Annotated in this window: 15 protein-coding genes; 9 read left to right on the forward strand and 6 right to left on the reverse strand. The window is 49.0% G+C overall.

What is annotated here, in order from left to right:
• The first annotated feature begins 2 nt into the window (after positions 1–2).
• Together BRW63_RS28210 and BRW63_RS29495 are read left to right on the forward strand one after the other, a co-directional pair.
• Positions 3–167, forward strand: a complete 165-nt coding sequence (locus tag BRW63_RS28210; RefSeq protein WP_181314389.1) for a hypothetical protein — start codon at positions 3–5, stop codon at positions 165–167.
• Positions 115–1866 (forward strand): eCIS core domain-containing protein, encoded by a 1752-nt coding sequence (locus BRW63_RS29495; RefSeq protein ID WP_083582777.1) that lies wholly within the window; start codon positions 115–117, stop codon positions 1864–1866. The genes BRW63_RS28210 and BRW63_RS29495 overlap by 53 nt, the downstream gene beginning before the upstream one ends.
• 261 nt (positions 1867–2127) lie before the next feature.
• Here BRW63_RS29495 and BRW63_RS08400 read toward each other — a convergent pair whose 3' ends face one another.
• The 3 genes from BRW63_RS08400 to BRW63_RS08410 all read right to left on the reverse strand — a co-directional run bounded on the left by BRW63_RS08400 (position 2128) and on the right by BRW63_RS08410 (position 3216).
• The gene (locus tag BRW63_RS08400; RefSeq protein ID WP_073070443.1) at positions 2128–2400 is read right to left on the reverse strand and encodes a hypothetical protein; all 273 of its coding nucleotides are present in this window, start codon (positions 2398–2400) and stop codon (positions 2128–2130) included.
• 24 nt (positions 2401–2424) lie between these two features.
• A complete protein-coding gene (locus BRW63_RS08405; protein WP_223257326.1) occupies positions 2425–2643 on the reverse strand; it encodes a UBP-type zinc finger domain-containing protein in 219 nt (72 codons plus the stop codon).
• A gap of 156 nt (positions 2644–2799) precedes the next feature.
• Entirely contained in the window at positions 2800–3216 is a 417-nt protein-coding gene (locus tag BRW63_RS08410; protein WP_073070444.1) for a fasciclin domain-containing protein, read from the reverse strand.
• A gap of 404 nt (positions 3217–3620) precedes the next feature.
• Between BRW63_RS08410 and BRW63_RS08415 the strand changes: the two genes are divergently transcribed.
• Positions 3621–4625: a hypothetical protein gene (locus BRW63_RS08415; RefSeq protein ID WP_106254003.1), complete on the forward strand. Its 1005-nt coding sequence runs from the start codon at positions 3621–3623 to the stop codon at positions 4623–4625.
• Positions 4626–4690: 65 nt separating this feature from the next.
• The gene (locus tag BRW63_RS08420; protein ID WP_073070446.1) at positions 4691–5611 is read left to right on the forward strand and encodes a DUF4351 domain-containing protein; all 921 of its coding nucleotides are present in this window, start codon (positions 4691–4693) and stop codon (positions 5609–5611) included.
• A 114-nt stretch (positions 5612–5725) separates the two neighbouring features.
• Here the strand turns inward: BRW63_RS08420 and dnaN are convergent, their stop codons facing one another.
• Entirely contained in the window at positions 5726–6874 is a 1149-nt protein-coding gene (gene dnaN / locus BRW63_RS08425; protein WP_073070447.1) for a DNA polymerase III subunit beta, read from the reverse strand.
• 480 nt (positions 6875–7354) lie between these two features.
• A complete protein-coding gene (gene dnaA, locus BRW63_RS08430; RefSeq protein WP_244913202.1) occupies positions 7355–8722 on the reverse strand; it encodes a chromosomal replication initiator protein DnaA in 1368 nt (455 codons plus the stop codon).
• 246 nt (positions 8723–8968) lie between these two features.
• On the opposite strand from dnaA, the gene BRW63_RS08435 reads away from it, so the two are divergent.
• From BRW63_RS08435 to BRW63_RS08455, 5 genes are all read left to right on the forward strand, one after another.
• Positions 8969–11650: a DEAD/DEAH box helicase gene (locus tag BRW63_RS08435; protein ID WP_317615805.1), complete on the forward strand. Its 2682-nt coding sequence runs from the start codon at positions 8969–8971 to the stop codon at positions 11648–11650.
• Between the two features lie 400 nt (positions 11651–12050).
• Positions 12051–13073: a response regulator gene (locus BRW63_RS08440; RefSeq protein WP_073070450.1), complete on the forward strand. Its 1023-nt coding sequence runs from the start codon at positions 12051–12053 to the stop codon at positions 13071–13073.
• Between the two features lie 156 nt (positions 13074–13229).
• Positions 13230–13427, forward strand: a complete 198-nt coding sequence (locus BRW63_RS08445) for a hypothetical protein (protein ID WP_073070451.1) — start codon at positions 13230–13232, stop codon at positions 13425–13427.
• A 457-nt stretch (positions 13428–13884) separates the two neighbouring features.
• Complete coding sequence (locus BRW63_RS28215; protein ID WP_181314388.1) at positions 13885–14202, forward strand: hypothetical protein; 318 nt, start codon at positions 13885–13887, stop codon at positions 14200–14202.
• A 487-nt stretch (positions 14203–14689) separates the two neighbouring features.
• On the forward strand, positions 14690–15187 hold the full coding sequence (locus BRW63_RS08455) for a Tic20 family protein (protein WP_073070453.1): 498 nt from the start codon (positions 14690–14692) through the stop codon (positions 15185–15187).
• Between the two features lies 1 nt (position 15188).
• On the opposite strand, the gene BRW63_RS08460 is transcribed toward BRW63_RS08455, so the two are convergent.
• Positions 15189–15983, reverse strand: coding sequence for a fumarylacetoacetate hydrolase family protein (locus BRW63_RS08460; protein WP_073070454.1), 795 nt, complete (start codon positions 15981–15983; stop codon positions 15189–15191).
• Between the last annotated feature and the right edge of the window lie 79 nt (positions 15984–16062).

A 16062-nucleotide genomic window follows, 5' to 3' on the forward strand; every position in this document is an offset into this window, starting at 1 on the left:
TCATGGAACCCACGATCGCTCAACAGCCCGAATCCGTTCAACAAAATCAGCAGATGATCTCGGCTGACAATCAACTTGATGCGTTAGAAAACGATCGCGGGGCAACCGCTAGGAATGCCGTTATTTTTGCAGCGATCTGGCACTTCTCAGACCGTGCAGCGAGATAACAGTTTGCCTCCGGTTCCTAATTTTCAGCTTACGCCCCCGTCACTACTGCAACCGCCTGATCCAGCTTCACGATATAGCCTGGGTTTAAATTATCATCTCGACCTAGATCTGCCATCGAGCATCAAGCAAGACACTCAACAGATCTTAGATCCAGCCATTCTCAAGTTTCAACTGACGCAGCTTGATCTAGAAACTTTACCGACTTTCATTCCCAAACGCCTTGGTACGGAGGAAAAGTCTGCTGCGGTTCCTTCCGAGCAGCCAGCGACACCGCGATCGGCAACTGCTGGTGATCTCCTCAAAGCGGTTGTGGTTGAGCTTGACCCCACGCTGACGACTCTGAAAACTCGTGTCAGCGATCGTGCCGAGTCAGACTGGCGACACCTCAACCGAGGCGAAAAAGTTGGGGTGGTTAGCGCATTTACAGTCATAGGAGCCGGGGCGCTTGCGGGCATTGTGTCAGACCCCGAAGCTCGACGGCTCTCTCTCGGTCTACTCGATGGAAAAGTTTTGCCAGTGCCCAAGCTAAACTGGCTAAATCTGGAGATCAATACTCAGGGCAACAATTTGATGCTGGGATTGCACGTTGATGTCGGGCAACTGTTGCCGTCGATCGCAGAATTTCGCGCCTCTTCACCCAAAGCGATCAGGGTGCCGCAGCCAGCGTCAGTTCCGAATCAGCGCACCATCCAGCGCACCGCAAACGACGCGACTGAGAGCGCCAATGGCTCGATCGGGCAGCGCATCCAGGCAGCGGGTGGAGGAGACACGTTAGAAACAGGCATTCAGCAACACTTGGAACAAAGTTTAGGAGCCGATCTGTCGAGTGTGCAGATTCATACCAACCGCGAAGCCGATCGCCTGTCTCGCTCTGTAAATGCGATCGCGTTTACGACAGGTCAAGATATCTTCTTTAGTGCTGGCAGCTATAACCCCCGATCGTCTGAGGGTCAGCAGTTGATCGCTCATGAAGTCGTGCATACCATGCAGCAAGCTAACGGAGCCGTCGCAGGTGCCCCAACCGCAGACGGCGTTTCGATTAGTGACCCTGGTGACTCATTTGAACAAGAAGCCGATCGCATTGCTCAACAAGTGATCACATCGACCTCACCAAACTGGATCATTAATCAACCCTTGGTTCCGGTTTTGCCATCAAAAACATCGACAGCCCACCTTTCTAGAAAACCGCTGGCTCTATTTCAACCAAACGGCACCGAAAAGGATTGGTTTGCCAACGATATGAATCGGTGGGGAGCAGACATCGGAAAACTGTCCAGCACGACTAGCACCTTTGTAAAGGCGGCAATCTTTAATACTCAAAACAACAACCCTGAAGAGTATGTGACGATCGCTGAAAGAAGTGCTTACTATGATGTGATCGATGCGTTAGCGGCGGAAGGTATCTTGCCCAAAAAAGTCAGATTTTTTGGTGCCGCCGCTAAAGTTACCAATCGCAATAGTGTCGGCAGCATCGAAGGGTTGGTGGGTTGGAGTCTGCATTCTAAGGAGGCACTTCAAATTCTCAAAGACGTGAACAAAATCCTATTTGACTCAAACATCAAAGTGATTAATCGACTGATGAGTCGAGGCAAGCCGACTGATCCTAAACAGCCTGACTCAACCGCAGCGCTATCACCGATGCAGTTTGACTCGATCGCGTTATCAATTAAGTTTGTCCATACTTTTATAGCCAAATAATTGCAGCGTGTCTTCAATGCCTTCCTGCACGTCGATCAGTTGTTGCACACCCTGGTCGAGATGCGAATAAGATTTCATAGACTGCACTAATTCAACGTCAGTTCGACGAGTTTTTTCGCTTCGTTCTCAGCGGCTTCTGCCCCCTAAATCCCCCAAAATTGGGGGACTTCAAGCCAAAATCTCCGGTTCAAAGTCCCCCAATTTTGGGGGATTTAGGGGGCTTCCCGAATTCATCATCGGAGCGAACCGCGTTTGTCGAACTCACGTTAATTCAGACATGCGTTTTGCGCCCCGCAGTCCGCTCGAAATCATGCTCATAACCTCAAAAGACAGCGAGAGCCAACGTAACCCCAAATTGTGCATTTCGGTCGCATCATTGTGCCAAGGCGCGGTTAAACGGTCTAATGTTTCGACCTCAATGCCCGCTTCGGCTAAGGGTTCTGCTAGTTTCCAAGCATCTTCTACGCCATAGTCTTCGAGCCAGTCGCTGAGAGCATCTTCACGATCGCTAAGGTCGATCGCCTGACAACTCATTGGATTTTCTAAGTAAATTTTCCATTAGAGAAAGGTTTGATCGATATAGCACCACTTCCAGTCTTCTCCTGGCTCGATCGGCTGCACGATCGGATGAGTGGTGGCGTGAAAGTGCTTTGTGGCGTGTTTGTTTTTAGAAGAATCCCAGCAACCGACGTGTCCGCAACTTAGGCACTCGCGTAGATAAACCCAGGTGTCGCCCATTGCGAGACATTCCTCGCATCCGGTTGCGCTCGGTGTCACGGCTTGAATCTAGTCGAGATGGCTGCAATGAGTACTCATATGGGTGAAGGTTAGTGAATAGGCAGCATTGATCTGTGAAAAAATATGCAAAAAAGAAAATAGAGCGTATATGATCACGCTCTAAACTTAGCTACTCAGTAGCAATTGCAATTACCGTCAAAGACTGATTGATCCAGGCAATAAAACGGTGTCGATTACATGAATCACTCCATTCTCAGCTTCGACATCTGGAATTGTGACCGTTGCACCATTAATCTTGACGCTGCCACTAGAAGCGTTAATCTCAACATCCTCTCCTTCTGTGGTGGTTGCCTTGGTTAGTTTGACGACATCTGCCGCCAGCACTTTTCCAGAAACAACGTGATATTCTAATATCTTTCTCAGCGTGGGCAGATCTTCTAACAACGATTCAACCGTTCCCGATGGCAATTTAGAAAACGCATCATCAGAGGGTGCAAAAACAGTGAACGGCCCAGGACTCTTAAGGGCAGTGTCAAGACCAGCCGCTGTGATGGCTGCGACCAGAGTGGTAAAGGTTCCCGCACTCATGGCAGTGTCAACAATGTCAGGCATAGATTTCTAGCAGTAATAATGGGTTTGAGTTTACGAGTGTCGTGAACTTCACTCAGTCTATACCTAAAGACAAACGCTATAATCTGTCGATCGAACGAAACCACGCAGCCGCTCACTCTATCCTTTGGGGTAGAACAGTAACCAATTTAACAATTTCACGATTTGGGGTCTGTCAAGGTTAAATTGCATTCTCAACAATCCTGTTCCTGATCATAGAGTCGAGGAAGGTGACTCAACAAGGAACATTTGCTCGACTCGTCAACACTCTTAGACTCTTTGCCCAACTCATGACTCACCAGATTGTTTGAGGTAAGTAGTACTCTGTTCAAGAATTTAATCTTTCAAGTTTGATTGTTCGCAATACAATCGGAACAGGTAAGTATATGTTGAGGCAAAAAGAAGCAATGTCATATTCAATTTTGAGTGATGAAGCAAGACAACAGTTAGAACAAGAGCGATCGCGCCTAAGCAACGATCGCGAGGCGATTATTCAAACCGCAGTTCAGCAAGCCACTGCCGCGATCGATTTCGCCCTGCAACAATTGAACTCGCTCTTAGGAGACGAGCCAATGAGCAACGGTCACGCCAACTATTTTCCAGAGTCGGAAGCCGTGGTGCAGCCAAAAGCCTCCACCGATCAGGCGGTCACTAAATCTAAAGGCAAGCGAGGACAACAAAAAGCAAAACTTTTTGATGGAAAAGTGCTTAGACCTGAGTTTGAAGGACTCTCTCCGATCGACGCAATGGTGCAAGTCATTCAACAGTCTCCTGAACAAGCGTTTGATGCAGAAACCGTGATTGATGCCGTCTACGACGATTTTGACGAAGCGGAATTACCCAAAGCAAAAAGAAGCGTGAAGATCACCTTAGTTCTGGGGGTGAAAAAAGGATTGTTGGAGAAGGTTCAAGATCATCCTCCTATGTTCAAAGCTTTGGCTGGAGCGGCTCAGGGGAACCATCAAGCCCACAATACTGCTGAAGTCTCTGAAGTTGAACCCGATGAAGACGAACCTGCTGCTGCGACAGAGAAACCCAAGAAGGGATCAAAGGTCAAAGCCAAACCCAGAGCCAGATCAAAGGGAACGGCAAAACAGTCTGAGGCTCAATCGTTTGATGCCCAAAACCCCAAACGAGCATTTAGGGGTATGGAACCGCTTCAGGCAATGATCAACGTGACGGCAACCGACCCAGAACGATCGTTCTCAACCAATGACATCATTCGTGAAGTCTATGGTGAGTTTGAAGGAGCAGAGATGGCAAGGGCGATTAAGAGTGTGGCAGGCACACTGACTCGTGGGATGCGGCAAGGATTCTTGGAAAAAACGCACACCAATCCAGCTCAGTTTAAGTTCAAGACATCGGGCGAAGAATCACGATCGGCGCAAGAGCAAGAATCCATCTCTGCCTGATTCAACCCGAATTTCCGTAGGGGCATGACGATCTATGCCCCTTTTATATTTCTCGCAGTAATTTCATGGTTGATCACGATCGCCTTTTCAAAGAACTACTCGCCACATTTTTTGTTGAGTTCCTGGATCTGTTCCTGCCAGAAATTGCCAACACCCTTGACCGAGACTCGATTCGGTTTTTGCCGCAGGAGTACTTCGGGGATCTGACATCTGGCGAGGACAAAATCATTGATCTACTGGTTGAGGTGAAGCAGTCCGGTGAGGATGTTGGGTTCCTCGTTCATGTTGAGGCTCAGTCTTACACACAATCAGACTTTGCTCGGCGGATGTTTTTCTACTTTTCACGCCTATACCAAAAGTATGTGCAGAAGATCTATCCGATCGTCGTCTTCTCATTTAATGAACCGCTCAGAGCCGAACCGCAAACACACTCAATTGAATTTCCGGGTTTGAAGGTTCTAGAGTTCAATTTTGCTGCAATTCAACTAAATCGGTTAGACTGGCGAGACTTTCTCAATCAGCGCAGTCCAGTTGCAGCCGCCCTCATGGCAAAGATGCAAATTGCACCGGAAGACCGCCCAAAAGTTAAAGCAGAATGTTTGCGGATACTGGCAACGTTACAGCTAGATTCTGCCCGAACGCGCCTGATTTCAGGATTTGTGGATACTTATCTCCGACTGAATGAGTCTGAGGAGCAGTTGTTTGCCGAAGAGATTGGTAAATTAGAAGCATTGGAGCAGGAGCGCGTTATGGAAATCACGACGAGTTGGATGCAGCAAGGAATTGAGCAAGGAATTGAGCAAGGAATTGAGCAAGGAGAGCGATCGCTGATTCTTCGACAGTTGATACGCCGGGTAGGGGAAGTGCCAGAGTCTTTGAAGACACAGGTCGAAGTGTTGCCGATCGCACAACTCGAACTGCTCGGAGAAGCCTTGCTCGATTTTTCTAGTGTGACAGACCTGGAGCTATGGCTGTCACATGTGTAGAAACATTGCAACAGCTTTAGCGTGAAAGCAGAACTTTTCCGAAGTGAATTGCCAGCATCAGCGCTCTGTCACGGAAAAGTTCTGCTTCCATCAACAGTCGAACATCTACAAGGTTTAGTTACGAACCTGGACAGGCATCACCAGATAGGTCATCTTGATGCTGCCCAAAGGAGACAAGATTGCTGGACTTGTTGCCGTGTTTAGCTGCATTTGCACTTCAGTGGTGGCGATCGCTTTCAGTCCATCCACTAAATATTTGACGTTAAACGCCACCTCTAAACTGTCGCCCGAAATTTGGGCAGGCATTGTTTCGCGACCGCTGCCCACATCTTGAGCATCCACAGAGAGCGTTAGTTCTTGAGTTGAGTCATTTAAACTCATCTTGACAATGTTGTTTTTCTGGTCAGCCAGGACTGAGATCCGCTCTAAGGCACCCAAGAGCAAGCGACGATCGACCGTCATCTGATGCGAAAACTGTTTGGGAATCAGTTGCCGATAATTGGGATATTGCCCCTCTAGCAAGCGGCTAGTCAGACGTTGATCCGTCCACTCAAAGATGGCTTGCCCCTGGTCGAACTGCACCGCAACCGAGCTGCCCCCTTGCCCCAGCATTTTGATCAACTCCTGCAAAGCTTTTGCCGGAATCGTGACATTCAGCGCTGTCTCACTTTTAGAGCGATCGGGAGAGGCTTCTTCTTCGATCGTCTGCACCACTGATAAGCGGTGTCCGTCAGTTGCGGCAAACTCCAGTCCATCAGGCTGCAAGCTCAGGTGAACGCCCGTCAGCACTTGCTTTGTCTCATCTGCACTTGCGGCAAACAGCGAACCCCGCAAGCCATCAATCAAGGCTTCTGCGGATAAAGTCGCCAGTTCACCGTCTTCAATTACAGGCAACTCTGGAAACTCTTCAGCCCCCATGCCGCGCATTTGATAACGTCCTGAGGCGCAGGTGAGCGTTGTCAGCAGACCTGCATCGGCTTCGGTGCCGCTATCAAGCGTGATGTCTCCATCGGGCAGGCGAGAGACAATATCACTCAGCAGTTTAGCCGGGAGGGTCAGAGAGCCGCTCTCCTCCACCTGAGCCGGAAAACTGGTCTGAATGCCAAGGCTCAGATCAAACGCACTGAGGCTAACGCGTTGCGTTTTGGCATCGGCATTCAGCAGCACATTTGCCAAGACTGGATGAGTGGGACGCGACGAAACCGCACGACTGACTAATGAAAGGTGAGAATTGAGATTGTTTTGGGCGCAAACCAGTTTCATGGCAGTTGAGGGCTAAAAAAGGTGAAGGGAATCTTTGAGGATCGTGAATTAAATTGTGGAGTTGCTCTGTAGGCGAATCTTGTTTGAGCATATTAGCACCCCTGTTTACAACGTGCCACTAGGCGTTAAAACCAGCATTTGCAAGGGGTTTGAGGGCTAAAGTAACTCAATTAAAATGCGGTCAGAGAAACTGTGGAAACTGTGGAGAAAGCATCAGGATCACGGTCAGGAAAGATTTTGAAGTGGCGATCGTCTGTGGAAAACTTGTGGAAAAGATTCACTCAAACCACTATTGGTAGAGAAGGTTTTTAAGTTTTCCACTATCGGTAAGGAGTTTTCGACAGGTTTCCCACAAAGTTTTCCACAGAAAAGAGGAGTTTTTCCACAGGCGAGTCAGGATTCATTCTCTTAGATGAGGAAAATGAATCGGAGTTGACTCGATCGATGGGATTTGTTTAAGACCCCCTGTACTATCCGACCCTATTTGCGGGTTTGACTTGCTAAATTAATTCGATCGCCCAGTTGCTTTAATGTTTGCGCCATGCTGGGATCGTTTGTTTTTAGTTGAGCAATTTTGTCGCAGCTATACATCACCGTTGTATGGTCTTTGCCGCCGAACTCTTCGCCGATTTTTGGCAAACTAAGTTCGGTGTGGTGGCGCATCAGATACATGCCGATTTGTCTAGCGACGCTAATTTCTCGACGACGAGAATTGCCCTTCAAGTCTTCGATCGGCACATTAAACGCATCGGCAACGGCTGTAATCACGGCTTCCGCAGAGGCTTCGACTTTCTCTACGGGCGGATTCAACACAGGCGCAATGTTTTCAACGGTCATCGACAGACCCGAAATTGAAATATACGCCACCGCTCGAATCAGTGCCCCTTCTAACTCTCGAATGTTTGAGGTGTAGCTAGAGGCAATATATTCAATCACCGCTCGCGGCAAGCGCATATTTTCATATTCAGCTTTCTTTTGCAAAATCGCCATCCGCGTCTCTAAATCGGGTGGCTGAATGTCTGCAATCAAGCCCATCGAGAAGCGAGAACAGAGCCGCTCTTGCAAACGCGGAATTTGATTGGGTGGTCGATCGGACGCGATCACCACCTGTTTTCCCGCTTCGTGCAGAGTGTTGAACGTGTGAAAAAACTCTTCCTGGGTATATTCTTTGCCTTCGATGAACTGAATATCATCGACTAGCAGCACATCGACGGCTCGATAAAGCTCTCGAAAGCTCTGCATACTATCTTTGCGAATCGCTGAGATCAAATCGTTGGTAAACTGCTCGGTCGAAACGTAGAACACTTTAGAATTGGCACAGATCTCTAGACGGTAGTGTCCGATCGCCTGCATTAAGTGGGTCTTTCCCAACCCAACACCGCCGCAGAGAAAGAGCGGATTAAACTCCCGTCCAGGTGACTCTGCAACGGCAAGCGAAGCAGCGTGCGCCATGCGATTGTTAGGGCCGACCACCAAACGAGAAAACACATATTTTTGGTTGAGGTCAGAATTTTGCGCGCGTTGCCCCGTGGGAATTTCGGGGATATTCACCTCGATCGGCAACGGATAATACATATCGGCATCACCGAGCATTGCCCCATCGTCACCCTGCGCGATCGTAATGTGAATCTCGATCGGCTGCCCGACCACCTGCTCAACGACTTCGGTGATCGTCTTGATGTAGTATTTCTGAATCCAATTCTTGGCAAAGGGGTTGGGCGTGCGAATCACCAGACAGCCATCTTCTAGCTGTTCGGGAACCGCAGTCTTGATCCAAGTCTCAAACGTGGGGCGACTTAGCTGAACCTGTAACCGCTCTAGAACCTGTGCCCAGAGACTTTCGACCATCGCAATTTCCACGGTAAACCTCTAACCACTACCCATCGAATCAGTCTACTAAGCTCGAACATCGCCAACCCTCAAGTCAGGGTAGAAGCCGATCAAAAGCATAGAACAATTTACTCTATTTTTTTCTGGATTTTGCGATCGCCATAAACAGCAATATAAATAGAGTCATCTCCTAGCTTCATCCCCTCAATTTGCAGATGAAGTTTAAGATCTAAAGTAGTATTACTTAAAAACTTGGAACTCTTGGTGAACAATTCCCCTCCCTCTTCTCGGCTTGACCTGAAAATGCTGTTTCCGTTTGAGCTAGATGACTTTCAGCTACAGGCGATCGCGGCTTTAGAGGCAGACAAGTCGGTGGTGGTTTGTGCGCCGACTGGCTCAGGGAAAACCCTGATCGGAGAATACGCCATTCATCGCGCTTTGGCGGGCGGGGGCAGAGTGCTTTACACTACGCCGCTTAAAGCGCTGTCTAATCAAAAGCTGCGCGATTTTCGCAATCAATTTGGAGCCGATCGCGTCGGTCTTTTAACCGGAGATGTGTCAGTCAACCGAGAAGCTCCCATTTTGGTGATGACGACCGAAATCTTTCGCAATATGCTTTATGGCACGCCGATCGGAGAAGTCGGCACCTCGCTCACGGGCGTAGAAGCGGTTGTGCTTGATGAATGTCACTACATGAACGATCGTCAGCGCGGCACCGTCTGGGAAGAGTCGATCATTTATTGCCCCGCTGAGATCCAACTGCTCGCCCTCTCTGCAACGGTGGCAAACAGCGACCAGCTAACCGATTGGATCGCTCAAGTTCACGGCCCCACAGAGTTAATTTACTCTAACTATCGCCCCGTTCCACTTCACTTCTCGTTTTGCAGTCCCAAAGGCTTGTTTCCGCTGCTTGACGAGCATCAAACTCAGATTAATCCTCGGCTCAAAATCAAGCGCAGTCAGCATCGTCCGAAAGGAGCCAATCAGCGCGGGGCACCCAGACCCGAAGCTCCTCCGATCGCCTTTACCCTCAGCAAGCTGCGCGAAAAAGATATGCTGCCTGCGATCTACTTTATCTTTAGTCGCAAGGGCTGCGATCAGGCGGTGACCAATTTGGGAGCGCTGTCGCTGGTGAATGCAGCCGAAGCTGCTCAACTTAAAGGCGCGATCGATAAGTTTCTCGATCGCAATCCCGACGCGGGACGAGTAGGACAGGTCGAACCGCTCTATCGAGGCATTGCCGCTCACCACGCCGGAATTCTACCCGCTTGGAAAGGTTTGGTGGAAGAATTGTTTCAGCAGGGCTTGATCAAAGTGGTGTTTGCGACTGAAACGCTTGCCGCGGGGATCAATATGCCTGCCAGAACCACGGTGATTTCTAGCCTCTCTAAACGCACTGATTTAGGGCATCGGCTCCTCAATCCCTCCGAGTTTTTACAGATGGCAGGTCGGGCAGGTCGGCGGGGCATGGACAAAGAAGGTTATGTAGTGACGGTTCAGACTCCATTTGAGGGCGCAAAAGAAGCGGCTTATCTCGCCACCTCAGAGCCTGATCCCCTGGTGAGTCAGTTCACGCCTAGCTATGGCATGGTTTTGAACCTTCTGCAAACTCACACTATAGAAGAAGCCCAAGAGTTAGTCGAGCGCAGCTTTGGGCAATATTTGTCAACCTTATATCTGCGTCCTCAACAGCAAGAAATCGATCGCTGCGAAGCCGAACTCAGTCAGCTAGAAGCGCAAGTTGCCTCCGTAGACTGGAAGCTGATGGCGCAATACGAGAAATTACAGGCACGCCTCAAAGAAGAGCGCCGATTATTAAAGACGCTGCAAAGTCAGGCAGACGAAATGCACTCAGGAGAACTGGCGATCGCCCTCTCGTTTGCCGTCGCCGGAACCCTCTTAACCCTCAAAGGCGACCACGTTCGGTTAGCAAGTCCGCTCCCTGCCGTCTTGGTGATGAAGATTCAGGGCGCTGGACAGTTTCCTTATCTAGTATGTTTGGGTCAAAACAATCGCTGGTATATCAGCACGGTTTCTGATGTCGTAAATTTACGGGGCGACATTCCGCGAATTTGTGAAGTCGATGACTTGGTGCCTCCTTCTGAGATGCCACCAAAACCAGGTCAGTCTCGTAGTGGCAACGACCTGACTGCGGTGATCGCGAACCGCATCCCCAACGCTCCCGGACTCACCGATGATCACCCTGAAGTCTATGCCCAATTCCAGCGCACGGCAGCCGTTGAAGCCCAAATTGCGACCCATCCCGTCAGTCAGTGGGGCGATCGTAGCTATCTGCTCAAACGTCAGAAACGCATTGAAACCCTGAAAGCAGAAGTGCGCGATCGCCAAGGCAAACTAGAGCAACAAGCCCAGCGCCACTGGGAAGAATTCACCAATTTGATCGAGATTCTGCAAACCTTTGGCTGTCTTGAAGGACTGATTCCCACACCGCTAGGTCAAGGCACGGCGGCAATTCGGGGAGATAACGAACTCTGGCTAGGGTTAGCCATCATGTCAGGCGAATTTGACCCTCTCGACCCCCACCACTTAGCAGCCGCGTGTGCAGCCCTCGTTACCGAAGTCTCGCGCCCCGATAGCTGGACTCGCTATGAAGTCTCAAACGAGGTTGAAGAGGCTCTGGGCGGGCTGCGAAACATTCGTCGGCAACTCTTTCAGGTGCAGCGACGACACCAAGTGACGCTACCCGTTTGGTTAGAAGGAGAACTAATCGGGTTGATCGAACAATGGGCACTCGGTACGGAGTGGACAGAACTCTGTGAAAACACTAGTCTAGACGAAGGCGATGTGGTGCGAATCTTGCGGCGAACCTTAGATTTTCTCTCTCAGATTCCGCATATTCCTCATATCTCAAGGCTGCTTCAGACCAATGCCAATCGAGCGATTCAACTGATCGATCGCTTTCCAGTTAATGAAGGAGTTGAGTAGCAAACTCAAGAGAGCTGATTCAGCTTCTTCCTCACAAAATCTCCATCATTCGCACAATGACTTAACAAAAAGAATCTAGTTTAAGAGAATATCCGTAACTTCAACTAGACAATTCATCGCTCAATCTCAACGCACAGAAATTGCAGAAGTCAAAGCCAACCGCTAAACCTCTTTCAAGATGGGGGCTGTAGCAATCTCTAAGTACTAGCACCCGTACGCCTAAGTGTTTCTTGATCCCCGTAAAAAGCCTGATTGCTTCATGAAGACATTCCCTCATACTAGGAACAGGTCGCTGGAGCGGTTTAGCTTAGTTTAAGTACGAAATGGACTTCTAAGGTTTCTGCGAATGTCTTGGCTCTATTGAAACTTTCATTATTCACTTTCGTAGAGTTTTCCCGCCGTGAATGATTTGGATCTAGAGAGACCCAGAATTCTTGTCGTAGACGACCATCCACCCAGCCGCATGACTGCCGTAGCTCTCTTGTCGATCGAGGGCTATGACGTGATCGAGGCAGAAAGCGGGGCGGCGGCACTCGCACAAGTTTTTGAAACCAATCCTGACCTGATTTTGCTCGACGTGATGATGCCCGGAATGGACGGCTACGAAGTGTGTCGCCGCCTCAAAAACGATGAGCACACTCGACTCACTCCGGTTGTGTTTATCACTGCGCTCGACGATCGCCGCGCTCGTCTGCGAGGCATTGAGGCAGGGGGAGACGATTTTTTGACCAAGCCGTTTGATCAGTTAGAGCTGTCTGCCAGAATCAAATCGCTGGTTCGTCAAAAGCGATTAAATGAAGACCTAGATCACGCTGAGAAGGTGTTGTTCTCGATCGCTCGCACGGTTGAGAGCCGCGATCCCGACACCGGAGATCACTGCGAACGTCTAGTCGCGCGCGGCAAAGCCTTTGGTGAATATTTAGGGCTATCTCGCCCAATGATTCGTGATTTGATGTGGGGTGGCTATCTTCATGACATTGGCAAGGTTGGCATCCCCGATGCGGTGCTGCTAAAACGGGGTAAGTTAACCGCCGATGAGTGGCAGATTATGCAGCGGCACGTCTTGATTGGTGAGCAAATCTGTCTTCCCTTGCGAACCATGCGCGGTGTGGTGCCGATTATCCGTCATCACCACGAGCGCTGGGATGGGTCGGGCTATCCTGATGGTTTGACGAAGAATGAAATTCCTTATATAGCTCAGGTCTTTCAAGTGATTGACATTTACGATGCTCTAACGAGTGAACGCCCCTATAAGAGAGCGTTTTCACCCGGTGAGGCATTAAAAGTGATGAATGAGGAAACCGCTAAAGGATGGCGTAACCCTGAATTGATCGAACAATTTAGCTTGTTCATTCAAGCGACTGAAAGTGAACAAGTGGCTTTAAGCAATTGTTTCGCCAAGTGTGTGAACACGGCTCGTTGAGGTTGAGAGGCTTTGACTCAAGCTGTTCTTAGTCAAGCTGTATAACAGTTATCGGTATCTCATTAAAAGCTGCTCTAGAATCGAGTTAGAACCATCTGAAGGTTGCTATAAGCTTTCTACCTATTGCTACGTCGTGAAGTCTACTGGAGGTGTGAAATGTTAGTCATTTTTGCAGGCGATCGCATCCTCTCTCCTCAAAAAGTTTGCAAAACGTGTTTGATGGCAGATCAAAGTGGTCAACCTCGCTGGAGCCACGGAGAGCTTCGCTGTGGGCATGCCATTCGTAAGCTGACTGAGCAGCAGCCCGATCAGTTTGAGTGTCAGATGGGGTTTCGAGTCGTTGACATCGACTAAGTAAAAGATTTGATACAGGGCGAACCTATTTGGGTCGTGCGTCCTTCGCAGGTGACTGCACATACCAAGCGATTCTATTCTTAACGTCAGTTCGATGAGTTCTCTCACTGCGTTATTCAGCACTTCTGCCCCCTAAATCCCCCAATTTTGGGGGACTTTAAAACCAGAGTTTTAGCTCAAAGTCCCCCAGAATGGGGGATTTAGGGGGCAGCCCGGATTTGCAACCGCAGCGAAAAGCTTCATCGAACTCAGGTTATTCTTAGGATCGTGGATTAAATAACCTGTAAAAGTCCTCTGATTTGTCATCGCCGAGACTTTTGCCCCCTAAATCCCCCACGAGTGAGGGACTTTGAAACCAGAGTCTTAGCTCAAAGTCCCCCAGAATGAGGGATTTAGGGGGCTGAAGCGACCCAAACGCAGCGACAAAGATTGGTGTACACCGTAGCTCCTTAGGGAGATGGCGAGAAGTTACACCTTAATAAATCCACGTTCCTTAGTCATTTTAAGAGCTAAAACAAATGACAAAAATAGAACACAGCACGCTATTGATACAAGTGTCTCTTTTGTTTTTGGTGATACAAATACTATAAAGCCTTGCCCTTTGATTAAAGCAGAGAAACTTGAGACACAAAATGGCATGAGATATAGTCTGAATGTTTGCCATTTATCTCTGTTGCCAGGTTTACCAGAAGAGACACTTAACAACAGCCCTGTGCCGATTACAGCACTGATGCCGATCGCATTCAGCCACAGTGTAGGTGAAGAATCAAAATAAAAATAAACCGTTACTAAATACCAAATGAGATAGCACCAGAGAACAGCTTTATCTAATTTGATTGCACAAAAATATTGAATTAGCCGTTTCATATCTCTAAAATGCTCTCGTCTCTTGACAGACGTTTTGATGCCTATCTACTTTGAGTTAGAACATAGACAACAAACAATCTGGGCAACAGTCCAAGCATAAGAAGGTAGATGGCAAAGTTCCGTATCGCTCCTAACCGTTCGTGATCTAACGTCTGTTCAACGAGTTTTTTCGCTTCGTTGTCAGTGGCTTCTGCCCCCTAAATCCCCCATTTTGGGGGACTTCAAGCCAAAACTTCCGATTCAAAGTCCCCCATTTTTGGGGGATTTAGGGGGCTTCCCGAATTTGCAAGCGCGATTTGCTTTGCTGACTCTAGAGGGTTCAGGATGTTAGAGAATTTGCGTTATTCTTGGCTAAAGACCTGAGAAACTAACTACTTTAACCGGGAGAACGCACCATGTCTTTGCGTGGGTCTACAACTGTATCCGATCGTATCTTCGCCTGCCTCGCCTATCTCCTTCCTTTGCTAGACCTGATTGTCCTGGTGAGCGCTCCTTTAGCCATCACCAACTCTTTTCTGACTCCGCTTTTAGCGATCATTGCGCTTCCCCTGTCGCCTTTGTTAGCGGTTTATTTTAGCCTGGGTGGAATCACGGCATTTGTCGTATTCTTTGCCCTCTTTTTGCTGGTGGTTAGAAACGAAAACATTCCTCACTTCATCCGCTTCAACGTGATGCAAGCCATTCTGTTTGGGATTGTGTTGAGCTTGATTAGCATTCTCTGGCAATATGTGTTTGCAAGTCTGCTTGGAATGGGTTTCTTAACTCAGACTTTGTTCAACGCAATTTTCTTGGGCATGATTGTGGCAGTGGGTTACTCGATCGTCCAATCTGCCTTGGGTCGCTATGCTGAAATTCCCACAATCTCTGACGCGGTGTATATGCAAGTCCGCTAGGTCACGAGACTTGCGGCAATGCGGCGCGAGTGGTGACAGCGTTCTCCAAAAACCCGATTCCTTCGATTTCGACTCGGACGCGATCGCCGACCTCGATCGCGCCGACTCCTTCAGGCGTTCCGGTTAACACCACATCTCCGGGCAGCAGCGTCATCACCTGACTGATATAAGACACCAACACATCGGGTGCAAACACCATTTCGCTAATTGCAGCAGATTGAGCAGGCTGAACACTGTCATTGATAAACGTCTGTAGCCGCGCCCCTGCACTGATTTCTCTCACCACCCACGGACCCAAAGGACAAAACGTATCAAAGCCCTTTGCTCGCGTCCACTGTCCGTCTTTTTTTTGTAAGTCTCTCGCCGTCACATCATTGGCGATCGTATAGCCCCAAATTTTGCTATGAGCTGCTTCGGGGGTGCAGTGAGTGCAGCGCTCTCCAATCACCAGTGCTAATTCGCCTTCATAATCCACTCGCGCCGATTGAGTCGGGTAGAAGATCTCTGCCCCAGATGCAATCACCGTCGTGGGCGGTTTGAGAAACAACAGCGGCTCTTGTGGAACGGGCGTTCCCATTTCGGCAGCATGGTTCGCATAGTTTTTGCCCACCGCCACGATTTTTGAAGGCGCACAAGGAGCCAAAATTTGACATTGATCGGCATCGAGTTCAAGCGTTGTCAATTGCCCTTTTAACCAGGGAGGCGCATCTAAAACCTGAACTTTGCGATCGATTTGCAGCAGCCCGTAGTGAATCTTCCCATCAAGGCTTTGGACTCGAACATAACGCTGTGCCATAACTAAACCGATACCTTTTAATTTAGGAATATAAATTGCGATCGAGCGTTTAAACCAAACCTACAACCCTCAAAATCTC

Origin of the sequence: Phormidesmis priestleyi ULC007 (genome assembly GCF_001895925.1) — a bacterium.
Taxonomy (GTDB): domain Bacteria; phylum Cyanobacteriota; class Cyanobacteriia; order Leptolyngbyales; family Leptolyngbyaceae; genus Phormidesmis_A; species Phormidesmis_A priestleyi_A.

What these genes read in the sequence shown, in the direction of transcription:
- BRW63_RS28210 (WP_181314389.1), top strand. Translation starts at nt 3, where the DNA reads ATGGAACCCACGATCGCTCAACAGCCCGAATCCGTTCAACAAAATCAG.
- BRW63_RS29495 (WP_083582777.1), top strand. Translation starts at nt 115, where the DNA reads ATGCCGTTATTTTTGCAGCGATCTGGCACTTCTCAGACCGTGCAGCGA.
- BRW63_RS08400 (WP_073070443.1), bottom strand. Translation starts at nt 2,400, where the DNA reads ATGAGTTGTCAGGCGATCGACCTTAGCGATCGTGAAGATGCTCTCAGC.
- BRW63_RS08410 (WP_073070444.1), bottom strand. Translation starts at nt 3,216, where the DNA reads ATGCCTGACATTGTTGACACTGCCATGAGTGCGGGAACCTTTACCACT.
- BRW63_RS08415 (WP_106254003.1), top strand. Translation starts at nt 3,621, where the DNA reads ATGTCATATTCAATTTTGAGTGATGAAGCAAGACAACAGTTAGAACAA.
- BRW63_RS08420 (WP_073070446.1), top strand. Translation starts at nt 4,691, where the DNA reads ATGGTTGATCACGATCGCCTTTTCAAAGAACTACTCGCCACATTTTTT.
- dnaN (WP_073070447.1), bottom strand. Translation starts at nt 6,874, where the DNA reads ATGAAACTGGTTTGCGCCCAAAACAATCTCAATTCTCACCTTTCATTA.
- dnaA (WP_244913202.1), bottom strand. Translation starts at nt 8,722, where the DNA reads ATGGTCGAAAGTCTCTGGGCACAGGTTCTAGAGCGGTTACAGGTTCAG.
- BRW63_RS08445 (WP_073070451.1), top strand. Translation starts at nt 13,230, where the DNA reads ATGTTAGTCATTTTTGCAGGCGATCGCATCCTCTCTCCTCAAAAAGTT.
- BRW63_RS28215 (WP_181314388.1), top strand. Translation starts at nt 13,885, where the DNA reads ATGGCGAGAAGTTACACCTTAATAAATCCACGTTCCTTAGTCATTTTA.
- BRW63_RS08455 (WP_073070453.1), top strand. Translation starts at nt 14,690, where the DNA reads ATGTCTTTGCGTGGGTCTACAACTGTATCCGATCGTATCTTCGCCTGC.
- BRW63_RS08460 (WP_073070454.1), bottom strand. Translation starts at nt 15,983, where the DNA reads ATGGCACAGCGTTATGTTCGAGTCCAAAGCCTTGATGGGAAGATTCAC.